The sequence below is a fragment of the Natranaerovirga pectinivora genome, assembly GCF_004342165.1.
Lineage (GTDB): Bacteria > Bacillota > Clostridia > Lachnospirales > DSM-24629 > Natranaerovirga > Natranaerovirga pectinivora.
In genome coordinates this window covers 59,473-80,600 of the sequence record NZ_SMAL01000010.1, presented here as the reverse complement: position 1 = coordinate 80,600, position 21,128 = coordinate 59,473, and the positions used below count along the sequence as shown (strand labels likewise).

Here is a 21,128-nt window from a genome sequence, read left to right as displayed (position 1 = left end):
CCTTTTAACTATACTTATTTTTATGATAAATCCTAATAACATTTATCGGAAATACATCTAAGGCTATTTTATAATACAAATAGGTATAGAATCAAGAAGTATTTATTAAATTTTTTTAAATGGAATTTTTGAGACCATTAAATAAGACAAAATAATAATAATAACACTTGTAATATAATTGTTATAAATGGTGTAACTACCTATTTCCATAGAATACCAATTAATTATATTAAATATGCAAATCAAAACACCTGCAACGGTTATTGGAAGACCCCTAAAGCAACCATCAAAATTGGAAATATTATATCTAGCTAATCTATAGGCTCCCGCTAAAACAAATAAAGATAAAATAGCAAATGCCATATATCTCATTTCATACATATTTAACTTAAACGCTATAATAATGGGTGCAACTCCAAAAGAAATTAAATCAGACAATGAATCCAATTGTTTTCCTAAATCACTTTCAGCACTTAAAATTCTAGCTAACTTACCATCTAAATAATCACCTATAGCAGCTACACAAATTAATGTGGATGCAATTATATATTTATGATTTGTAACTTCACAAATAACTGTCATTATAGCAAATAGACCTAAACATATATTGAATAATGTAATGATATTAGGTATTGATTTTTTTAATTGCATTGAAGTTTCCCCTTAATTCTCTTCTTCAATAGCGCTTTACTTCCTAAGTAAGCCCCACTAAGTAGAAACACAAACCAAAAAGTAACAAATCTTAAAACTAATGCCACTGTAATACCTTGATCTAATGAAGCTCCAAAAGGTGTAAGTAACATAATTAAACTTCCTTCAAAGGTCCCTAGCCCGCCAGGCAGTAAAGGTAACATGCCGATCATATAGGTTATATATGTAATCATAGAAACTACTATAAAACTCACATCTAAGTTAATCATTCTAATAATATAAAAAGCCTTTATGGCAAAAAACATCCATATAATCATAGAAAGGATGAATTGTGTCATAAAAAAACTATTTCTCTTTTTAATAGTTCTTATGGATTCTCTAAACTGGGTGAAAAATCCTATAACTTTTTCTTTGTTTTTTACAAAAGGTAATTTACATATTAATGATTCTACCTTATTGTTTTTAAAAACCAATATAAATAGACTTCCACTCATTACAATAATAAATATTAGACTTAATAAAATTATACTGATATTAACATTAGCATTATACACTGTTAAAAATAAAAACAAACTTATGAAATTTAAAAGTACAAAACTTGTTAAACTTACAATCTTTTGAATACCTACAATTGCAGAAGAACACCCTTTAGATATGCCAAACTTTGAACTAAACATTATAACTTTTGTCAATTCCCCTCCCGCTTTTACTGCAGGGGTAATACATTCTACAAAAGTTCCCGTCATATTAATGTCAAAAATATCCTTAAAACTTATAATGACATTTAGTCTCTTACTAATTGTATACCACTGAAGATTTAACAGGAATATGGTTACTATTTGCATTAAACATAAAATAATAATATGTTTTATACCAATACCTAATATTGTTTGCCAAACAACCTCTAAATCTGATAAAAATAATAAGCTACTTACTAATATTATTCCTATTATTGAAAGCATCCTCTTTTTCATTTTTTTCATTATATACGCCCTTTCAACAAAGGTATTATCTATCTAACAAACAGCAATGTTCCATTTATCATTTCTTCTTCCGTTAAAAATTCATCTGCTTTTTCATTTTTAATTTTTCTACTGCATCTATTTTCATATAAGAACTTAAGACCCTTTTGAGGATTTCTTACTAAAATCCTTGTTCCTTCTGAAACATTGTTCCACATATATTTTAAGACTTCTTCTCTTGGGCATACTTGTTTTGCAATATGTATAACGGTAAATTCATTAGGCATTAAATTTTGTCCATTGGCTTCAATGACTTCAATTCTATCTTTTAAATTTAACCTTTTAATTAATTCTGATGCCAGTTTTACAGCCATTGGATCATTATCAACTACAGCTACTTTTGCACCTGTTTCCCTTGCAATTCCTATTGCCGTACAAGGAACAGGTCCACCACCGATACACATTACTCTGTCTTCAGCGGTAATATCCCCTAGGCTTATTTCATTTTTAACCAGTTGAGCATAATATTTCTCAACCCAACACATTCCAATGCAATTTCTTGATACAAAACCCTCTATTTTCTTTGTAATATATCCAATGACATTCATTCTTCTCACCTGCCTAGAATAAGTTACTTATAAAAGTTGCAACCTGATTTACTATTCCTCCAAAGAATAAGGCAAAAGCAATTGTTGTTCCTGAAAGTATTAATGCTACTTTTAATTTGAATTCTTTTACTAACACTATAAAAACAGACAAACAAGGAATATAGAATAATGCCACTACTGAGCCAACCATAACTTGAATAATAGATAAGTCCATATCTAAAAGAGGCATAACAGCTAATTCTCTTCGTATAATTCCAAGCAACAATGAGATACTTGCTTCTTTTGGCAACCCTAACCATCCAACCACTAATGGTTCTAATGCCGTACCAATCACATTTATAAATCCGGTCTCAAAAATTAATGCTGCTAGAAGGATCCCTATCATCATAGGCACTTCTGCTTCCACTAAAAAGTGTTTTAATCTAATCCATATTTTTTTAAAAAGTGTTCCTTTACTTGGCATTAATAAGTTTGGAATCTCAAGTAGCATAGGCGCACTTTTTCCTGGTAGCATCTTATTAAGGGCTACACCCACTACTACAATTGCAACAAAAGAAATCATATATACAAAAATTAAAACAAAAACCGACCTATCACCTAATAGGGAGAAAAATGCCCCTGTTTGTGCCGTACAAGGAACTGCTAAAGACACTAAAGATGTTAATATCAATCGCTCTTTATAGCTTGAAGACGCTCTTGTACCTAATATAGCTGGGACAGCACATCCATAACCCATAATAAAGGGTACAATATTACCCCCAGGCAATCCTAACTTTCTTAAAATACCATCTACCAATACGCCAAGTCTTGGTAAATACCCACTATCCTCTAAAAAGGAAAGTACTATGTAAAACAAAAGTACATAAGGCAATATAAGAGCAAAAGGCCATTCAATACCTTTTACTAAAACACCAAAATCTCCTACTAATAACTTTAAAAATACACCTTCAGGAATAATTCGACTTACTAAATCAGTAATTATAGGAACAATACCTTCATTTATGATTGGAAGTAAGACCAAAGATCTTAATGCTTTACCCCCACCTACTACTATTCCTAATACTAATGCTAAAACAACTATAGCAATAGGAATACCAGGAAAAGGTTGCATTGTCCAATCCCCTAATTTGTCAATAAATTTCGGCTCACGATATTCAATGGTTTGAACTTTTTCACAAATCTCTCCAACTTTTTTCCATCGTTCTTCTTTTGATAAAACCTCAATCTGAATCTCTTCTTGTGCTTTAAAGGCTTTAACCGCCTCATCTAAAACTTTTTTTAGACCTTTATTATGGGTTGCAACCGTCTCAATAACAGGCGCCCCTAAGGCTTTAGATAACCCGTCAATATCAATTGTTATTCCCTGTCTTTCAGCCACGTCCATTAAGTTAAGAGAATACACTATTGGCATATTATACTCTTTTAACTGAAAGGCTAGATTTAAATTTCTTTCTAGATTTGTAGCATCAAGAACACAAATAATAGCCCCAGCCCCTTGTTTTAACATATCAACAGCCACTTCTTCAGCTGGTGAGGTTGCTTCAAGAGTATATGTTCCTGGGACATCAATAAGACTTATTTTCTCATTTTTATATGTAAAATCACCTTTTGTAAATGTAACCGTTGTTCCAGTATAATTAGCAGAAATAACATTCATTCCTGTTAACTTAGAAAAAATAACACTTTTTCCTACATTAGGATTCCCCATAAGTAGGATAGCATTTTTTGAGTCTACGTTCTTTTCTTCTATTTGATGACACTTTTTCAACTAGCTCACCAACCTTGCCATAATTTGCTCCGCAACATTTTTATCTATGGCGATACTTCGATTATTCATCTTTACAACAATTGGTCCACCAAAAGGTTGTCTTGTAAGTACTGAAACAGTGACACCTTTTCTTAATCCTAAAGCTAATAACAAATCATTTGTTGGTAATTCATCGATTATACAATTTTCTTTTTTATTAAATTTATACAAAGACATATGGTTACCTCCGTTTTGATAATAGGTCTCATTTTCATAGGTTGATTATACCATTTTTATGTCATTTTATCAATCAATTTAATGTACTAAATTAAAAACATAAACTTGTCTTCTTTTACTCTATAGGAAAGAATCCTTTTCCATAAAAAATGTCGCTTACGAAGCGAGCCTTAAACCACTTCATAAACGACATCATAACTTAATATTTAAATCGTGTAACACTTCTATTCATTTCTTCTGCAAGCCTGGCCAACTCTTCACTTGAGCTTGCAATCTGATCCATTGCTGCTGTTTGTTCTTCTACAGAAGCTGCCACTTCTTGTGTCCCAGCTGCATTTTCTTCAGATATTGCAGATAAATTTTGTATGATATTGATTATATCATTCTTTTTATTATCCATGTCCTTACCTGATTCGTTAACTAAATTTATAATATTTTTCATCTCTTCAAGTGCACTAGAAATGCCTTCAAATTTTTCTGTAGTTATACTAACGCTCTCTGCCTGAATTTCCACATTTTTTTCAACTTCTCCCATTGTACCTACAGCATGATGGGTCTTAGTGGTTAAATCTTTAATTGCTTCCTCTATATCCGATGTAAAATCATTAGATTGTTCCGCCAGCTTTCTAATTTCATCAGCTACTACTGCAAATCCTCTTCCTGATTCCCCTGCCCTTGCTGCTTCAATTGCCGCATTTAGTGCTAGTAAATTAGTTTGCTCTGCAATATTTCTAATCATTTTACTAGCCATTTCTATTTTTTCTGCACTTTCATTTGTGTTTATAATCATGCCATATACTTCTCTTGAGGACTTTTTATTAATTGCTGTTTTTTCAATCAGTTCTTTTATAGTACTCAAACCTTCGTCTTTTAACTTAGTCACTTGAGTTGTTGACTCATTAAGCTTTCTAATATTATTTATATCTTTTTCAATCAATTCACCTAACTCACTAATGCTATCTGCGCCTTTTTCAGTATCTTTTGCTTGTTCTGAAGCCCCATCCGCAATTTCCTCTATTGTTTTTGCAACTTCTTCTGCTGATTCTGCTGACTGCTGACTTGTTGCTGTTAACTCTTGTGAGGCAGCCGCTAACTGTTGTGCATTTTCTACTACTTGTTTTATAAAATCAGACAAATTATTCGTAACAGACTGGAATGCTTTTCCTAAAGTTCCAATTTCATCTTTTCTATTAACTATATTTTCAGTAATAGCTTCAGAAATATCTAAGTCTGCTATTTTTTGTGCATATTTTGTAACCCCCACAATTGGCTTTGTAATTGAATTTCCAATTACAATACAAATAATAATACTCACAATTAATATAATAATAGAAATTAATATAATATTTCGTTGTAACACAGGCAGTTGATTCAATACTTCATTTTGATTGGCTGCTATAACCATTATCCATCTACTACCTTCTATCTCTGTAAACCCAATATATACGTCTTGGTCTTCAAAGGAATACTCACTTATACCATTTTTTTCAGACACCATTTTCTCAAATTCATTTGCTAAAACTGTGTACTCTATATTTTCTTCAACTTCCTTTATTGGATTAAATTGATTGAGGACATTATTTCTTTCAGGATGAGCCATTATAGTCCCATTGTCATCAATGATATAAGCATATCCTAATTCTCCAAATCCCATTTCACTTGTTATATGACTAAGAAAATTACCATCACCTCTAGCAATTAGAACCCCTACAACTCTATTATGATCCAGAATAGGAACAGCAATCATTACCACGGGCTCATTGGTTACTCGGCTGATTAACACATTAGATACATTAGATTCTCCATTAAAGGCACGTTTTACATAATCTCGATCGCCTAACTGAGCTGTATCTCCATCATAGTATCTGGTTGTTCCATCAGGATAAACTACCCCAAAGGTTAAAAAATGGGATTGTCTATTAAATTCTCTAGTCAAGGCTTCTTTTTGTAATTCCCAATCCATTGAAACAATGTCATCTCTTCTTGCCACTGTCTCTAAAACTGCTTTGTATGTACCAAGCTGACTACTAACGATTTTACTACCTTCTTCGGCTAAAAGGCTAAGGGCTTTCTTTGCTTCCTCTTCTACAGATTTGCTAATAGTATACATTCCTAGAATTCCAAATACTATAGATACAAGTAAAATCAATACCGAAAAATACCCTATAAGTTTTGTTTTAATACTTTTCATATGTTTCCTCCCGCTGAACGCTATATTTATTATGAATCTTATTTATCCGACACCATCTCTCTCTTGGTACTATTTTACTATTAAAATAGCCCTTTGTAAACATTAATTCTTTTATGCCATTTTTTACTTATTAATAATGTTTGTTAATTAAATTTTTAAGTAAAAAAAGATTCCCCCTCCAATAAAATTGTAACTATGTTATAATTTATAAAAGGAAAAGGAAAGGAGTTTATAAGATGAATGAAGCAATTGCATTTATAGGTACTTATACAGATACTGGTAGCAAAGGAATATATAAAGTAAAATTAAACATTGAAAATGGTATGATTTCAGACCCATCATTAGCTGCTACCCTAGATCATCCTCCATATATAAACATCTTTAACGATAATTTTCTATATTCTATTTGTTCTTTGGATCAGCAAGGTGGCGTGTGTGCTTATAGAATTAATGATCATTATGAATTAGAATTTTTAAACGCTAATATTAGTGACAGTCCATCACCTAGCCATATAAATACCACTAAAAATGGTGACTATTTATTAAGTGCTAATTATAAAAAAGGTACTGTCAATGTTTATACATTAGATTCTTCTGGCATTATAAAAGATCAAATTTGTGAAATAAAACACCAAGGCAATGGTCCTAATGAATCTAGGCAAGAACAACCTCATGTCCATCATGTTTCTATGAGCCCTGATGAAAAATACCTTTATGCTGTTGATTTAGGCACTGATAAAATTGTTGTTTATGAATTTAATAATGGACGTTTAGCTGAAGACCCACAAAGGACTATTACTTTAAACCCTGGCTCTGGACCAAGGCATATGATTTTTCACCCAAATAACAAATTCGCATATGTATTAGCTGAACTTACTTCTGAGATTATAGTTATGGCCTTTTCCCAAGAAACCAATACCTTTGAAGTTTTACAGTATATCTCTACCTTGCCTAATGATTTTTCAGGAAGTAATTTAGGAAGTGCCATTCATTTCTCACAAGATGGAAGGTTTTTATATGCTTCAAACCGAGGTCATAATAGCATTGTCCAATTTTCAGTTAATAAAAATGGCACTTTAGACGTTGTATCTCATACCCATACCCAAGGGGATTATCCTAGAGATTTTAGCATTGATCCTTCTGGCAATTTAATAATAGTAGGTAATCAAAACTCAAACACCCTATTATCCTTTAGAATTAATAAAGATACAGGTGTTTTATATGAACCATCTAAACCCATAAACATACCATCACCTGTTTGTATTAAATTTATACAACCTTAATTTCTATTTATTCTGAGTAATAAATTATTCTTATGATATACTATACTAATAACAATTAAAAAAAAGGTGGCGATAAAATGAAACCTATACTTATGTTCAAATTAGAAGCTTGCCCTTACTGCAAAGAGGCCCTACAATGGATGGAACAAGTAAAGAAAACAAAAAAAGAATACGAACAATTAGAAATCACTATCATTGATGAAAAATTGCAACCTGATGTTGCCAATGATTATGATTACTACTATGTTCCAACTTACTATGTAGATGACATTAAAGTACATGAAGGCGTGGCAACTAAAGAAATCATTACAAAAGTATTTGACTCTGCCTTATCTGACTAATCATAACAGCAAAAAGAAGCACATAGGTGCTTCTTTTTAATTGTTTATTTTACTTGTATAATAAGCCACTAAAAAGCCTATGTACCCTAAGATAATACTTACAATTAGTACATGTGGCGTGAGATTAATTGACTCTTGTAATTCTAACCAAATTTGATATATGGAAGCCAACATCAAGCCTATAATGAAAAAATAAGTTTGAATGGTATATTTTTTTAATAATATACTTACAACTTTAGCACATAACACAATACCAAATACAACACCTATTCCAAAAAAGGCCCCTGGAATGACTAACATTCTATCTACGATGGATAATATATTACTATATTCTCCCAAACTAACCAATAAAGCAGATCCAGAAACACCAGGTAAGACCATTGAAACGGCAGTTATTATCCCACAAACTATTAACCACAAATTATATCCTAAATGAAAGTCTGTAATATTAATGAAACCTAGTATGGTCCTTCTAATCTCTGGAAAATAAACAACATTTTCCTTATCAGCAAATAAACTAAAAAATATAACAATACATAACCCTAACAGCATCAATAATAATCTATTACCATTAATTTTCATATCTTTATTTAGTCTGAAAATAAAGGGTATAGACCCTGTAATCAAACCTGTGATAAAAAAATATGTATGTTGTTGCTTTATGGGGGTTGATAATAACCAAGTAAACAAACCTGCAAATAACAAAATACCAGCAACTGCCCCAATTAAAATGGTTCCTAAAAATAGTAAATATACTTTTCTTTTTTCTTTATCAGTTAATAAGTTCCCTATAGCATCTGTTAGCTGTTCATATATACCCATGATTAAAGCCATTGTTCCACCAGATAAACCTGGTATTATGTTTGCAATTCCTATAACTGCCCCTTTAAAAAAATCGGTAATTAATTTCATATTTCACCTCAAAATAATATTGGTAGATCTTTTTTTATATTATATTATCCCCTACGAAGATTTATATTGATTTTAACACTATTTTATCTATTAATCTAGTTGCTATTTTTTAGTACCTGTTTCATCACTTTATGTATTGCTCACCTTGTGCATTATGCAGTATAGATTTAAGTAACTATGACTAAATTTATGAACTTTTTATGAATTTTAAATGTTCCTATCTATTCTTTTTATAAAGTTGCTGGTATAATATAACCCATATAGGAGGTGGATTAATTTGACTTACGAATTAGTCGAAAAACTTAGAGAACAATATATGGTTAATGAACATTGGTATGGGGTTAAATGGCATTATGTTCCATACTGCATATGTAAATCTTACATGGATAGATATGAAGACACAAAAGAAGAAAAATACTTTGATTTTGTAAAGAATTATGTTGATCGCTTATATGATGAAACAGGTAATATCCCTGAAATTGATCTAAACTACTACAGTATAGATCAAATTAGAATGGCTTCTATTCTTTTTCCTCTTTATAAAAAAACAGGGGATGAAAAATACAAGAAAGTAATGGATATCCTTTACAATCAATTGTATACAACATATCCAAGAACAGAGTCAGGTAGTTTTTGGCATAAAGAAAACTATCCAAATCAAATTTGGTTAGATGGTCTTTATATGGGACAACCATTTTGTGTAGAATATACTAAAGAGTTTCTGGATAAAAAAGACTACTCAGATATGCTTAATCAATTTGCTAATATGAGAAAATTTTTATATGATGATGAATTAAAACTTTACTATCATGCCTATGATGAAAGTCGTGAAATGTTCTGGTGTAATAAAGAAACCGGCCTTTCACCACATGTATGGGATCGTGCTGTTGGTTGGGTCATCATGGCTCTTGTAGACATCTTACAATTACTTGAAACTGAAGATGTGGATACCACATTATTAAAAGACTTATTAGTTGAGTTAATTGATGGTATGTTGTTGTATCAACATGAAAGTGGTATGTGGTACCAGGTTGTTGATATGGGTGATAGAGAAGGTAATTACCTTGAGTCTAGTGGTACTGCAATGATGGCTTATGGTATGTTAAAAGGTATTCGTTTAGGATATCTAGATGCAAAATACAAAGAACCAGCAGTTAAAGCCTTTGATGGCATTATTAATACTTGGGTTAAAGAAGAAAATGGGGAAGTTATTCTTGGTGGTATTTGTAAAAGTGCTGGTCTTGGTAGACATCCTGAATTAGGTATCATTCGTGATGGTTCATTTGAGTATTATGTTTCTGGTGAGCCTATTGTTGAGAATAATGGACATGGAGTTGCGCCGTTCCTTATGGCTTATAATGAAATTTGTTTGCTTTAAGCATCGTTATAGTTTGAATTAATTTAAAGGCAGAGATTTTTATCTCTGTCTTTTTATCTTTTTTATCTTTTTTATCTTTTTTACCTTTTTTACCTTTTTTACCTTTTTTACCTTTTTTACCTTTTTTACCTTTTTTACCTTTTTTACCTTTTTTACCTTTTTTACCTTTTTTGGGGTTCATCGTTACAAGAGGATATATACATAAGTTTGGCTGCCTTTCTCTTCGACCGGTCGACGCCAAACTTATGTATATATCCTCTCGTAACTTGGGGTCATTTATTCCATGAGTTCTTTGCTTTGTGGTGTAATAATTAAATCATTTTTTTACTTGACTTATTTCTCTTCGACCGGTCGATGCCAAACTTGTGTATATATCCTCTTGTTAATTATTTAAATTCCCTTTTAGCTTTTAATCTGTCCCCTTTGTTTTGTTTCTATCTGTCACTTTATAAATAGTCAGTTGTTTTATAGAATATAAATATCATAAAAATATGCTCGTTTTTTTATAAATGATTGATAAAAAATAATATTGTGGAGGTTTATGTAATGAATGAAAAATATCAGTTAAATAAGAATCTTGCTCAGATGTTAAAGGGTGGCGTTATTATGGATGTGGTTACGCCTGAAGAGGCTGTTATAGCTGAAGCAGCTGGTGCTGTGGCCGTTATGGCTTTAGAGAGAGTGCCCTCAGATATTAGAAAACAAGGTGGCGTTGCTCGCATGTCTGATCCTAAGATGATCAAAGGCATTATGGCAGCTGTTTCTATTCCTGTTATGGCAAAAGTGCGTATAGGGCATTTTGTGGAAGCTCAGATATTAGAATCTCTTGGTATTGATTACATCGATGAAAGTGAAGTTTTAACCCCTGCTGATGATCTGTATCATATTAATAAAAGTGATTTTCAAGTACCTTTTGTATGTGGGGCAAAGGATATTGGGGAAGCTCTAAGAAGAATTGAAGAAGGGGCTTCTATGATTAGAACAAAAGGTGAAGCAGGTACTGGTAATGTTATTGAAGCAGTAAGACATATGAGAACCATGAATGAAGGCATAAGAACTTTAAAAGTTATGCCAAAGGAAGAATTAATGACATATGCCAAACAAACAGGCGCACCTTATAACTTAGTAAAATACGTAGCTGAAAATGGTAGATTTCCGGTTGTTAATTTTGCAGCTGGTGGTATTGCAACTCCTGCTGATGCTGCTTTAATGATGCAATTAGGGTGCGATGGGGTTTTTGTTGGATCTGGGATATTCAAATCAGAAAATCCACAAAAAAGAGCAGAGGCCATTGTTAGAGCTGTAACCTATTATAATGATCCAAAGATTATTGCTGAAGTATCTGAAGATTTAGGAGAGCCAATGTCTGGTTTAGAAATCAGTAAATTAGACACTCAGTATGCTAATAGAGGGTGGTAGTTCATGTTAAAGATTGGTGTACTAGATTTACAAGGTTCTGTTTCTGAGCATATTAATATGCTAGAAAAATTAGATAATGTCTGCCCAATGCGGGTTAAATATCCTGATGAAATTAAAGATATTGACGGTTTAATTGTCCCAGGAGGGGAAAGTACAGCCATTGGTAAATTACTAGTTGATTTTAAGATTAAGGATATTCTAATAGATAGAATCCATAATGGCATGCCTATATGGGGTACTTGTGCTGGTATGATTTTATTAGCAAATAAAATAGATATGGAAGAAACAACTCACTTAAAGGTTATGAATATCACCGTTAGAAGAAATGCTTATGGACGACAACTTGATAGTTTTACAACAGAGGAAGTTATTCCAGAAATCTCTTCTACTAAAATTCCCTTGGTATTTATTAGAGCACCTTTTATCCTTGATATAGGTGATACTGTAAAACCCCTTTGTATAGTGAATAATAATATTGTAGCTGCAAGACAAGATAATATATTGGTTACATCTTTTCATCCAGAATTAACCGATGATTCTTCTGTTCATAAGTATTTTATAGAGATGATCAATTAGAAACTTCTATCATGTTAAATAGAAGGGATTTCTCCCTTCTATTTAGTAATTTTTTTAACTCTCTCGGCTAATAATACACCTATTAACCCACCAATTATTGCTGTATAAAACTGAGGTGTCCCAAGGGCCATTTTAACTGTTGCAGGCACCTCAAGGAAATAATTAACTGCTAGATACAATACTAAAAATTTTATAAAAGCGGCTAAAAATATAGATATATATTTATTAATTTTATATGTATATTGAAAAATGATAACATAAACCATATTTGAAGCTGCTATAAAAGGCACAACCAGTAAAATCCGCATAATGCCAAATAAATGGGCTAAAAAGGGTGAAAATAGTGATATAATGACTGCATACTTTAACCCTAAAAACATAACACTAAAGACTAATATACCATTTACTGCTGGACCTACAATATACTGAATCCCAATTTGTTGAACAACAATAATTAATGCTATCATCATAGCTGCCAATGTTATTTTTTTTGTTTCCATATATATTCCCCCTTATTTTAGATATAATTATTCCACTTTTCTATAACACTAATTCCCATATGGTATCCAATTTTATAGTCTTGATTTAGAATCTTTATATCTTTTGTTAATCGTTTTGTTTGAAAATCCTCTGGTGGATTAATCTCCATTACTTTTATACCATTAGGTGGTTTTCTAATAAATTCTATGGCTTCTTTATAAACCTTTTCTCTGTTTAGAAGTGCCTTTTTTAACATAGGATACTTTTTAAAGTATCTGTTTACTAAAAAATTATTAGAGCTTGGTTTCATTTCATATGAAAAAGGCCTTGATCTTATTACCATGATATTAGTGGCACCTTGTCTATATGCTTCTAACACAGGAATTGGATCAGCTAAACCTCCATCTGTATATGCCAACCCTTCTACTTCAATAAATTTTCTATAAAATATTGGAATAGAACTTGAAGCCTTTAATAATTCCTCCAAGTTATCTTCACTAGGCTCTATATAAACAGGTTGCCCTGTATTTATATCCGTAAGCCCCATTAAATACCTACCCTTATTGCTACAAATGGTTTTTAGATCCAATCTAATTTCTTTAATGGTTATATCCCATAACCAATCTAAATCTATTAAATGACCACCAAATATAAATTTCCTCCAATTGATAAAATCAGGCCGTATTGAATAATCTGTAAAAATTTTATAATTTCTTTGATACATCTTTGCTAAATAAGCGGCCAAATTAGATGCACCTGCAGAAACACCAATATGCAAATCAAAAGGATTAAATTTATTTACTAAAAAAGCATCTAAAATCCCAGTGGAAAAAATACCTCTCATTGCTCCCCCTTCAACTACTAGGGCGCTTTTATTATTTGAATTCTCCATATAACCCTCCAGAATTACTACTTTAACTCTTTTTAAAGTTCATATATTTTCTGAAATTATTATACCATAATTACCCATCTATCGTCTTGTATTTCTTATATCCTTTTAGGATAATTTCCTGTCACTATACTAGTATAGGGCATTTAGTGATATAGCAACTTCCTAATTATTTTACTAATTCTAGCCTTTATATTTATATAACAATTGTTGAGGATTTTCAATCCACTTTTTACCTTATAAAAATATACAGTAAAATAAGTGATGATTTTATGTCTATCTATAAAATCATCACTTACAATTTATTTTTTCCTATATAATGTAATTTTTAATTGATCTTGTGTAACATCAACTTCTGCTTTATCTATCATAATACCAATTAAATTTAATTCACCTTCAACATCTGATTCTCCTGCTAACTCCCAATAGTATTCTTCTATCTCCTCTTGTTTTGGAGATGTTATGCCTCTTATTAATTTTTGAACATTCTTTTCTTCACCATTTCTATAATCACTGTTAATTGTAATGATAAATTCTTCTTCTGAATTTTTGACATTTATAGTGAGATCTGTAGCACCGATCATCAGTAAAAAAGTAGCTAATTCATTAATAATTTTACAAGCTCTTTTATTGGTGTGCTTCATAGTACGCCCCCTTCTTAAATGCCTAAATTACTAGAACAAGAAACCTATCAACTATACCAAATAAAAATAAAAGCTCAAATTTTGTTGAACTCCAAATTATTAAATAATATAATTTATTATACCATCTATTTTGATACCATTCAATTCCACATCTATTAAATCATTCAACTCTTTGGTATATTTCTTGTCTTATTTCTATAATATGTATTCCACCTATATATGTTTCTTTAATTACAATATAAGCCCGCTCATTAATCCATTGTTTTTATTGTAAACTTCCAGTTTTTTTATAATGTATTTACGCTTTTTATAATATTAAATCAATAAATTTTTTACTAAAGTGGAACCTTTTTACATTATTTTCGTCTTAAAGATATAATTCACTTTAGGAGGTAATTAATATGTTGAAAAATAAAATAATTAGTTTAGCTTTAACAAGTACTATCATTTTAGGTGGATCCGCATTAGCTGGTGATACACAATTACGTGAAGAAATGTTCATACCCATATCCACCACAATAGAAAGTCAATACAAAGATATTTCTACTCATTGGGCACATGATTATATACTTAATCTTGAATTAAGAGGTATATTAAACCCTATAACCACCACTACATCTCAAACAAAATTCGACCCAACTACCGTAGTAACAATATCAGAAATAGCAGATATGTTAGATAAAGTTTTCGACTTTACATCTGATGATATTGAATTTAAGGAGAATACTATATTAAAATTTATATTTGAAAATAGTGATAGTAATGAACCTATTACAAGAATTGACTTAGCAAGAGCAATCACAGAGTCTTTTCCGGCTAAAGATATTACTGTTTTTACTACTTTAATGTTTCCTGTATATTCTGATACTGAGAATTTAAAATCTGGAGAAATAGGTGCCTTATCTTTTGTATTTAATGCTAATATTATGAGAGGGTATCCAGGAGATGAATTTAAACCATATAATTCTATTACTAGAGCTGAAGTAGCTGCTGTTTTGAACAGAACTTTAGATGTAATAGCTATTGCTACACAAGATGAGTCTTCAGAAATTAATGAAAGAGATTATGATGCGGTTGTAGATGCACACTTAAGAATGACAGGTGCTATCTCAGAAATCGTTTATGATAAAGATGATATCCTATATAAAGTTCTAGTTTCAAATATGGGAGATGAATCTCAACCCTATGATCAAGTTTATGCCCTTATTACAGAAGATACTGTGATTTTTAGAGAAAATAGTTTAATAATGGAAGATCCTAGTATTCTTTTAGAAGAAGGTACTATTGTTAAAATAAATTTCGCAGACGTACCAGTGGAAATGATTTATCCTGTAAGAATTCCTGCTGAAGTAATAATGGTTGTATCTGAGACAACAGCGGATATTGCTGGTATTAGACTTCCAGTTATGGAAGAATATAATATGTTAATGACTATGGCAAGAACATTAATTTCAGAAATAGAAGAAGAATCCCTTAAAGAAGAGTATTTGGCAAAAGTACAAAGTATTGAAAATACAAGAGACGGTTATGAAAATAAGATTGTACGTTTAGAAAGATTAATAAAAGAACTAAATAATTAAACAAGAAACTTTTATCTCTTTAAATCCTAGTTAGCTTTTAATAGCTACCTGGGATTTAATTTTGTTTTTATTATTATAATAAATTATAATTGACAGTTACACAATAAACGTATAACATCAAAAGAGTAGTTTTTAGTCAAATTTCTTAGGAATAAGATTAATTTTATATAAAGGAAGATTATAATGTCAAATGAAAATTTAAGTTTTACAGATGCAGTTAAACGCAGAAGAACCTTTGCAATCATCTCTCACCCTGATGCAGGTAAAACAACTTTAACAGAAAAATTTCTATTATATGGAGGTGCCATTCGCTCAGCTGGCTCCGTTAAATCTAGAAGATCTAACAAACATGCTGTTTCTGACTGGATGGAAATTGAAAAACAAAGAGGTATTTCTGTTACATCAAGTGTACTTCAATTTAACTATGATGATTTTTGTATCAATATTCTTGACACACCAGGACATCAAGACTTTAGTGAGGATACCTATAGAACTTTAATGGCCGCTGATAGTGCAGTAATGGTTATTGATTCATCAAAAGGTGTAGAAGATCAAACTAAGAAACTTTTTAAAGTTTGTAAAATGAGAGGTATTCCTATCTTTACTTTTATTAATAAGATGGACCGCCAAGGAAGAGACCCTTTTGAATTAATAGAAGATATTGAAAAAGTTCTAGGGATTCGTTCATATCCTATGAGCTGGCCAATTGGTGAAGGAAAGAACTTTAAGGGCGTATACAATCGTATTCAAAAACAAATTGAACTTTTTAGCGATGGCAACCATGGTCAATCTATTGCAAAAAATATTAAAGGTGATATTACTGATGAAAAATTTAAAGAACTATTAGGGGCAGATCTCCATAGCCAATTGCTAAATGATATTGAGTTATTGGATATGGCTGGAGATGACTTTAATATAGAAGATATCTTAAGTGGTGAATTAACACCTGTATTTTTTGGTAGTGCCCTTACAAACTTTGGTGTAGAACCCTTCTTAAAATCTTTCCTAGCTATTACAACGCCACCAAAGCCACGTGATAGTAATTTAGGATTAGTAGACCCTACATCTACTAATTTTTCAGGCTTTATTTTTAAAATTCAAGCCAATATGAATCCTGCTCATAGAGATAGAATTGCATTTTTAAGAATATGCTCTGGAAAATTTGAAAAAGGCATGACAGTAAACCATGTACAAAAAAATAAAAAAGTAAAGTTAGCCCAACCTCAACAATTTTTAGCCCAAGATCGTGTTATTGTTGAAGATGCTTATCCAGGAGATATTATTGGTATTCATGATCCAGGAATTTTTAATATTGGTGATACTTTATGTGAAGATAATTCAGGCTTACAATATAAAGATATTCCTCAATTTGCTCCTGAGCATTTTGCAAAAGTTTCTACACCTAATTCTTTAAAAAGAAAACAGTTTTTAAAAGGTGTTGAACAGTTGGCAGAAGAGGGAACTATTCAGGTTTATAGAAGACCTAATATAGGCACTAATGAATTGATTATTGGTGTTGTAGGTATTCTTCAGTTTGATGTGTTGGAATATCGTATTAAACATGAATATGGTGTTGAAATTTCAATAAATCAATTGCCCCACAGATACATTCGTTGGGTAGATATGGAGAAGTTTGATCCTAACACTTTCTCCATTACTATGGATACAATGATTGTGGAAAGTGAAGATAATAAACCTGTGTTGTTGTTCCAAAATGAATGGTCTATTAGGACTGTTGAAGAGAGAAATAAAAATGCCGTGTTGAGAGAGACTAGTTTTTAGATAATAATATATGTCTGTAATGTTCTTTAAGGGCGTTTTATAAAATTGGCTGCCTTTCCTTTCAGCCGGTCGACGCCAATTTTATAAAACGCCCTTAAAGAACGCGTATTCTCATGTAAAATGCCTATTTTCTTCATCTTGAAAATAGGCATTTTTGATTCTATATTTAGTTTCTTTAAAACTTTCTTCCCCCACCACCATGGCTTCTTCCGCTGCTGGATCTGTGAACTGTGGATCTGCCGCTTGAACCACCACTTGAACCACTGCCACTATTGGTGTTTATTGTGACATGGGTTACTCTTGTATTTACATGTCTGTCATTGCTACTGATTATATTTAATGCTTTGTTTTGTAAATAGGTGCCTTCGTTTACTGTTGATTTCCCCTTGTTATTAGAGGCCATTACACCTACAGCTATGCCACCTATACCCATTGATATAAAGAGATACATTACTATTCTTCCAAGTATATTTGGCTTTTTTTCTTCTACTGTGTGCTGATTACTTGGTATGCCTGCTCTTATATAGCCTTCCACATTATTAAGAAAGGCTACAACACCCTCATAGTAGTTAGCTGATGATAAATGTGGGTCAACTGCATCTAGTATTCTTTCAATTCTCTGGTCTGTTAAATAACGAATGGCAATGCCCGCCGTTGATATATAAACTTCCCTATCATCCATATTAAAGAGTAATAATAGGCCGTCTCTATCAGGTCCAAACCCAAAACCATTGTAATCATAAAAATCATCGGCATAGTCCCTTGATGTTTTTCCTTGATTGTCTAGAGTGGTAACGATTACAATATCCATATTCAGTGATTGACTTAATTCATTTGCTCTTTGATTTAATGTTGTTATTTCACTAGATGTTAATAGGTTGGCTTCATCATATACTTTTTGAGTATAGGCAAATAGGCTAATGCCCGAAAGTAATATGATACTTAGTATTATATAAAGAAAACCCTTATATCTATTCATCATAATAACAAACCTCCTATTAACAAGATTACAAAGATACTAGCTGAAATGATTCCAAACCAAAAAGCCATTCTTGATTTACTAATCGGGAGATTTCCTGCTATTTTACCTGTTTGGCCATTCATTGCATAGATATACATTTTGTCTTTGTATTTGTATGTAAATATCCATGCAGGTAAAAGCACATATGTTGAATTTTCCTTATTTATATTTACATTACATGCTTTAACACTTACACTGCTGTAACCACTTTTGCGAACAGTCTCTTGTAATAGTTTACTTGAAAAACTATGAACTCGTGTTTCCACCCTTTTATAAGCATCTTTTTCTTCTTTATCATATTTTTCTGCCATATACCCTGACAAATAGGACATGGAGAAGTCTTCCATCTGACTATAATCAAATGGCTCAATAGTTTCCATTAATTGATCATCTATTTTTACTGATCCATCTGCTGGAACTAACCCAAATGCACCTGTTGCTTCTCTACTTAAATCGTAATATTTTGTTTCTGTAAATCTTTTATTCCCAGTAGTCCACGAGCGAACTCGTCTTGCGTCTGCGGAAATACTGCCTTTGATTCTACAGTTAAATAACCAAAAAGGCACATACACACCTGAGATGTAATCCAATTGTGACTGAGTTGTAAAATCTTTTGATAATAGTGGTTTTTTCTTACACCATTTTACAAACTCTTCAATGGCTGTTTCTTTCTTAACTTTAAAAGGTATTACTTTAGACGGTCTATAATTACCAGATAGACGACCTGGTAATATGGTTGGACTATGGCAATAATAACAGAATGTAGCAGCAGTAATATCATCTGTTACAATCTCTGCTCCACAACTGTTACAACTATAAGAAACGGCTTTTTCTTCAAACTCAATATCCTTTTCTTTTGCCTCTTCTTTTATTTGTTTATCATTATCTTTATTATCCATGTTTTTTATAGCTTCACTATCAAAATCACTTAAACAAAAATCACATTTCCAATTTTGACTATCCACCTTAAACTCTAATGGCCCACCACAATTGGTACATTTATACGAAACAACTGCCAAATTCACTCACCCCCACTATTTAACAATATCCTCTTCATTAAAAGGGTCTCCACATTCTGGACAAAATTTTGGTATATTATCTTGATTCGGTGGGTTAAAGCCACATTTGTCACAACGATACTCTTTTTTTTCAGGGGCTTTTGATCCACAGTTAGGACAGAATTTACTTGTGTTATTATCCATTCCACAGTTACACACCCAACCATTTGTTTTTTCTGGTTTTGGCGTACCACACTCTATACAAAAACGGGTGGTATTCATATGCTTACATTTACACTGCCACTCATCTGCTAATGGTTTTTTACTTTCCTCTTGCGGCTGATTTTGTCCCATCTGTTGTTGCTGTTGTTGTTGCTGTTGTTGTTGCTGCTGTTGCATTTGGTATTGATTGGTTTGAGATGCGGCACCCATAAATCCACCTGTTGACTGCATACCCATTCCAACACCCATAAAACCTGTCATTGCGCCATTGGCATTAGAACCGGCAGCTTCAATACCTCTTGCAACTGATCCTTGTACATATCCTTCTCTAATGGTTGGATCTTGTAACATAGCACCTTGGTTTCTCATATTTATTAGCTTAGTCGATTCTTCATCATAAGATATACTTGCTAGACCAACTGCTTGTATTTGCATTCCACGCATGTCACTCCAGTCACTGTCTAAAACAGTGGACATATATTTAGCAAGTTCCATACTTCTTGAAGTTACATGAGAGATGCGCATTCCATCTGCAGACATTTGATTAATCGCCGCTTGTAAGGCTGTTAAAAATTCTGCCATATATTGCTCATTAATATCTACTATTTCTACTTGTGATTTATTTCTTGGAATTGCTTCAAAAAAGAACTTTAGTGGATCATTTATTTTTATAGAATAAGTGCCGTGGGCTCTTAAAAACAGTTCTGCATTGTAAGCATTGTCAAAGTAATTAATAGGATTTCTTGTGCCAAATTTAATCCCTTTTATTTCTTGCAGATTAATATAATATACTTTTTGTGCTGTTGGTGTTACTCCACCAAATTTTACACGACTGAATGTTTCTTTTAATGCCTCACCAAATTGTCCATTAAATAAAGATGGCAAACTGGAATTGCTTACTTGATAGTAGCCTTCTTCAGCGGTATAGTCTACTATTTTCCCACCATCAACTAGTATCATAAATTGATTAGGATACACGTGAATAATAGAACCATTAGATACTGTATTATCTGTCCCTTTTGTGTTCTTATTACGCTTATCTTTAGGTCTTACTTTAACACCAGAAGTCATTACAGTGGTGTCGCTCATGGACTCTGGTTCAACTACTTCTAACCATTGATCTGCAAGTCCTCCTCCAATTGCACTAGCTGTTGCTCTAATAATGCCCATAACTCTTCCTCCATTTTCTTGTTATAAATATTATACT

Annotated in this window: 21 protein-coding genes; 7 read left to right on the top strand and 14 right to left on the bottom strand. The window is 31.9% G+C overall.

The window, feature by feature from the left end:
* Nucleotides 1-105: 105 nt before the first annotated feature.
* The 6 genes from pssA to EDC18_RS12325 all read right to left on the bottom strand — a co-directional run bounded on the left by pssA (nucleotide 106) and on the right by EDC18_RS12325 (nucleotide 6,396).
* A complete protein-coding gene (gene pssA, locus EDC18_RS12350) occupies nucleotides 106-651 on the bottom strand; it encodes a CDP-diacylglycerol--serine O-phosphatidyltransferase (protein ID WP_132253597.1) in 546 nt (181 codons plus the stop codon).
* On the bottom strand, nucleotides 642-1,634 hold the full coding sequence (locus EDC18_RS12345; RefSeq protein WP_132253596.1) for a lysylphosphatidylglycerol synthase transmembrane domain-containing protein: 993 nt from the start codon (nucleotides 1,632-1,634) through the stop codon (nucleotides 642-644). The genes pssA and EDC18_RS12345 overlap by 10 nt, the downstream gene beginning before the upstream one ends.
* A 29-nt stretch (nucleotides 1,635-1,663) precedes the next feature.
* Nucleotides 1,664-2,221 carry a nicotianamine synthase family protein gene (locus EDC18_RS12340; RefSeq protein ID WP_132253594.1) on the bottom strand — a complete coding sequence of 186 codons (558 nt, stop codon included), beginning with the start codon at nucleotides 2,219-2,221 and terminating at the stop codon, nucleotides 1,664-1,666.
* A gap of 13 nt (nucleotides 2,222-2,234) precedes the next feature.
* Entirely contained in the window at nucleotides 2,235-3,989 is a 1,755-nt protein-coding gene (locus tag EDC18_RS12335; protein ID WP_132253592.1) for a ferrous iron transporter B, read from the bottom strand.
* A complete protein-coding gene (locus EDC18_RS12330; protein ID WP_132253591.1) occupies nucleotides 3,990-4,205 on the bottom strand; it encodes a FeoA family protein in 216 nt (71 codons plus the stop codon). It lies immediately after the preceding gene.
* Nucleotides 4,206-4,404: 199 nt separating this feature from the next.
* The gene (locus EDC18_RS12325; RefSeq protein ID WP_132253589.1) at nucleotides 4,405-6,396 is read right to left on the bottom strand and encodes a methyl-accepting chemotaxis protein; all 1,992 of its coding nucleotides are present in this window, start codon (nucleotides 6,394-6,396) and stop codon (nucleotides 4,405-4,407) included.
* A gap of 236 nt (nucleotides 6,397-6,632) precedes the next feature.
* Here EDC18_RS12325 and EDC18_RS12320 point away from each other — a divergent pair, with 236 nt between their 5' ends.
* Nucleotides 6,633-7,679: a lactonase family protein gene (locus EDC18_RS12320; RefSeq protein ID WP_132253587.1), complete on the top strand. Its 1,047-nt coding sequence runs from the start codon at nucleotides 6,633-6,635 to the stop codon at nucleotides 7,677-7,679.
* A 77-nt stretch (nucleotides 7,680-7,756) separates the two neighbouring features.
* On the top strand, nucleotides 7,757-8,020 hold the full coding sequence (locus tag EDC18_RS12315) for a thioredoxin family protein (protein WP_132253586.1): 264 nt from the start codon (nucleotides 7,757-7,759) through the stop codon (nucleotides 8,018-8,020).
* Nucleotides 8,021-8,056: 36 nt separating this feature from the next.
* On the opposite strand, the gene EDC18_RS12310 is transcribed toward EDC18_RS12315, so the two are convergent.
* Nucleotides 8,057-8,932, bottom strand: a complete 876-nt coding sequence (locus tag EDC18_RS12310; RefSeq protein ID WP_132253584.1) for a DUF368 domain-containing protein — start codon at nucleotides 8,930-8,932, stop codon at nucleotides 8,057-8,059.
* 277 nt (nucleotides 8,933-9,209) lie between these two features.
* On the opposite strand from EDC18_RS12310, the gene EDC18_RS12305 reads away from it, so the two are divergent.
* Entirely contained in the window at nucleotides 9,210-10,310 is a 1,101-nt protein-coding gene (locus tag EDC18_RS12305; protein ID WP_132253582.1) for a glycoside hydrolase family 88/105 protein, read from the top strand.
* Here EDC18_RS12305 and EDC18_RS14690 read toward each other — a convergent pair.
* Complete coding sequence (locus EDC18_RS14690) at nucleotides 10,279-10,551, bottom strand: hypothetical protein (RefSeq protein ID WP_207669210.1); 273 nt, start codon at nucleotides 10,549-10,551, stop codon at nucleotides 10,279-10,281. The genes EDC18_RS12305 and EDC18_RS14690 overlap by 32 nt on opposite strands.
* A gap of 305 nt (nucleotides 10,552-10,856) precedes the next feature.
* On the opposite strand from EDC18_RS14690, the gene pdxS reads away from it, so the two are divergent.
* Nucleotides 10,857-11,729: a pyridoxal 5'-phosphate synthase lyase subunit PdxS gene (gene pdxS, locus EDC18_RS12295; protein WP_132253580.1), complete on the top strand. Its 873-nt coding sequence runs from the start codon at nucleotides 10,857-10,859 to the stop codon at nucleotides 11,727-11,729.
* 3 nt (nucleotides 11,730-11,732) lie between these two features.
* Nucleotides 11,733-12,305, top strand: a complete 573-nt coding sequence (pdxT, locus tag EDC18_RS12290; protein WP_132253578.1) for a pyridoxal 5'-phosphate synthase glutaminase subunit PdxT — start codon at nucleotides 11,733-11,735, stop codon at nucleotides 12,303-12,305.
* 38 nt (nucleotides 12,306-12,343) lie between these two features.
* On the opposite strand, the gene EDC18_RS12285 is transcribed toward pdxT, so the two are convergent.
* From EDC18_RS12285 to EDC18_RS12275, 3 genes are all read right to left on the bottom strand, one after another.
* The gene (locus EDC18_RS12285) at nucleotides 12,344-12,805 is read right to left on the bottom strand and encodes an ECF transporter S component (RefSeq protein WP_132253576.1); all 462 of its coding nucleotides are present in this window, start codon (nucleotides 12,803-12,805) and stop codon (nucleotides 12,344-12,346) included.
* A gap of 17 nt (nucleotides 12,806-12,822) precedes the next feature.
* Complete coding sequence (locus EDC18_RS12280) at nucleotides 12,823-13,677, bottom strand: patatin-like phospholipase family protein (protein WP_132253574.1); 855 nt, start codon at nucleotides 13,675-13,677, stop codon at nucleotides 12,823-12,825.
* A gap of 299 nt (nucleotides 13,678-13,976) precedes the next feature.
* Nucleotides 13,977-14,318 (bottom strand): hypothetical protein, encoded by a 342-nt coding sequence (locus tag EDC18_RS12275; protein ID WP_132253572.1) that lies wholly within the window; start codon nucleotides 14,316-14,318, stop codon nucleotides 13,977-13,979.
* Between the two features lie 401 nt (nucleotides 14,319-14,719).
* Between EDC18_RS12275 and EDC18_RS12270 the strand changes: the two genes are divergently transcribed.
* Entirely contained in the window at nucleotides 14,720-15,898 is a 1,179-nt protein-coding gene (locus EDC18_RS12270) for an S-layer homology domain-containing protein (protein WP_132253570.1), read from the top strand.
* 183 nt (nucleotides 15,899-16,081) lie between these two features.
* Nucleotides 16,082-17,680, top strand: a complete 1,599-nt coding sequence (locus EDC18_RS12265) for a peptide chain release factor 3 (RefSeq protein ID WP_132253568.1) — start codon at nucleotides 16,082-16,084, stop codon at nucleotides 17,678-17,680.
* 175 nt (nucleotides 17,681-17,855) lie between these two features.
* Here the strand turns inward: EDC18_RS12265 and EDC18_RS12260 are convergent, their stop codons facing one another.
* From EDC18_RS12260 to EDC18_RS12250, 3 genes are read right to left on the bottom strand one after another with little or no spacing between them, the layout of a single operon-like run.
* Nucleotides 17,856-18,662 (bottom strand): TPM domain-containing protein, encoded by an 807-nt coding sequence (locus EDC18_RS12260; protein ID WP_132253566.1) that lies wholly within the window; start codon nucleotides 18,660-18,662, stop codon nucleotides 17,856-17,858.
* Nucleotides 18,659-19,720 (bottom strand): TFIIB-type zinc ribbon-containing protein, encoded by a 1,062-nt coding sequence (locus EDC18_RS12255; protein WP_132253564.1) that lies wholly within the window; start codon nucleotides 19,718-19,720, stop codon nucleotides 18,659-18,661. Before EDC18_RS12255 ends, EDC18_RS12260 begins: the two co-directional genes overlap by 4 nt.
* Before the next feature lie 15 nt (nucleotides 19,721-19,735).
* Nucleotides 19,736-21,091, bottom strand: coding sequence for an SPFH domain-containing protein (locus EDC18_RS12250; protein ID WP_132253562.1), 1,356 nt, complete (start codon nucleotides 21,089-21,091; stop codon nucleotides 19,736-19,738).
* Nucleotides 21,092-21,128 lie beyond the last annotated feature (37 nt).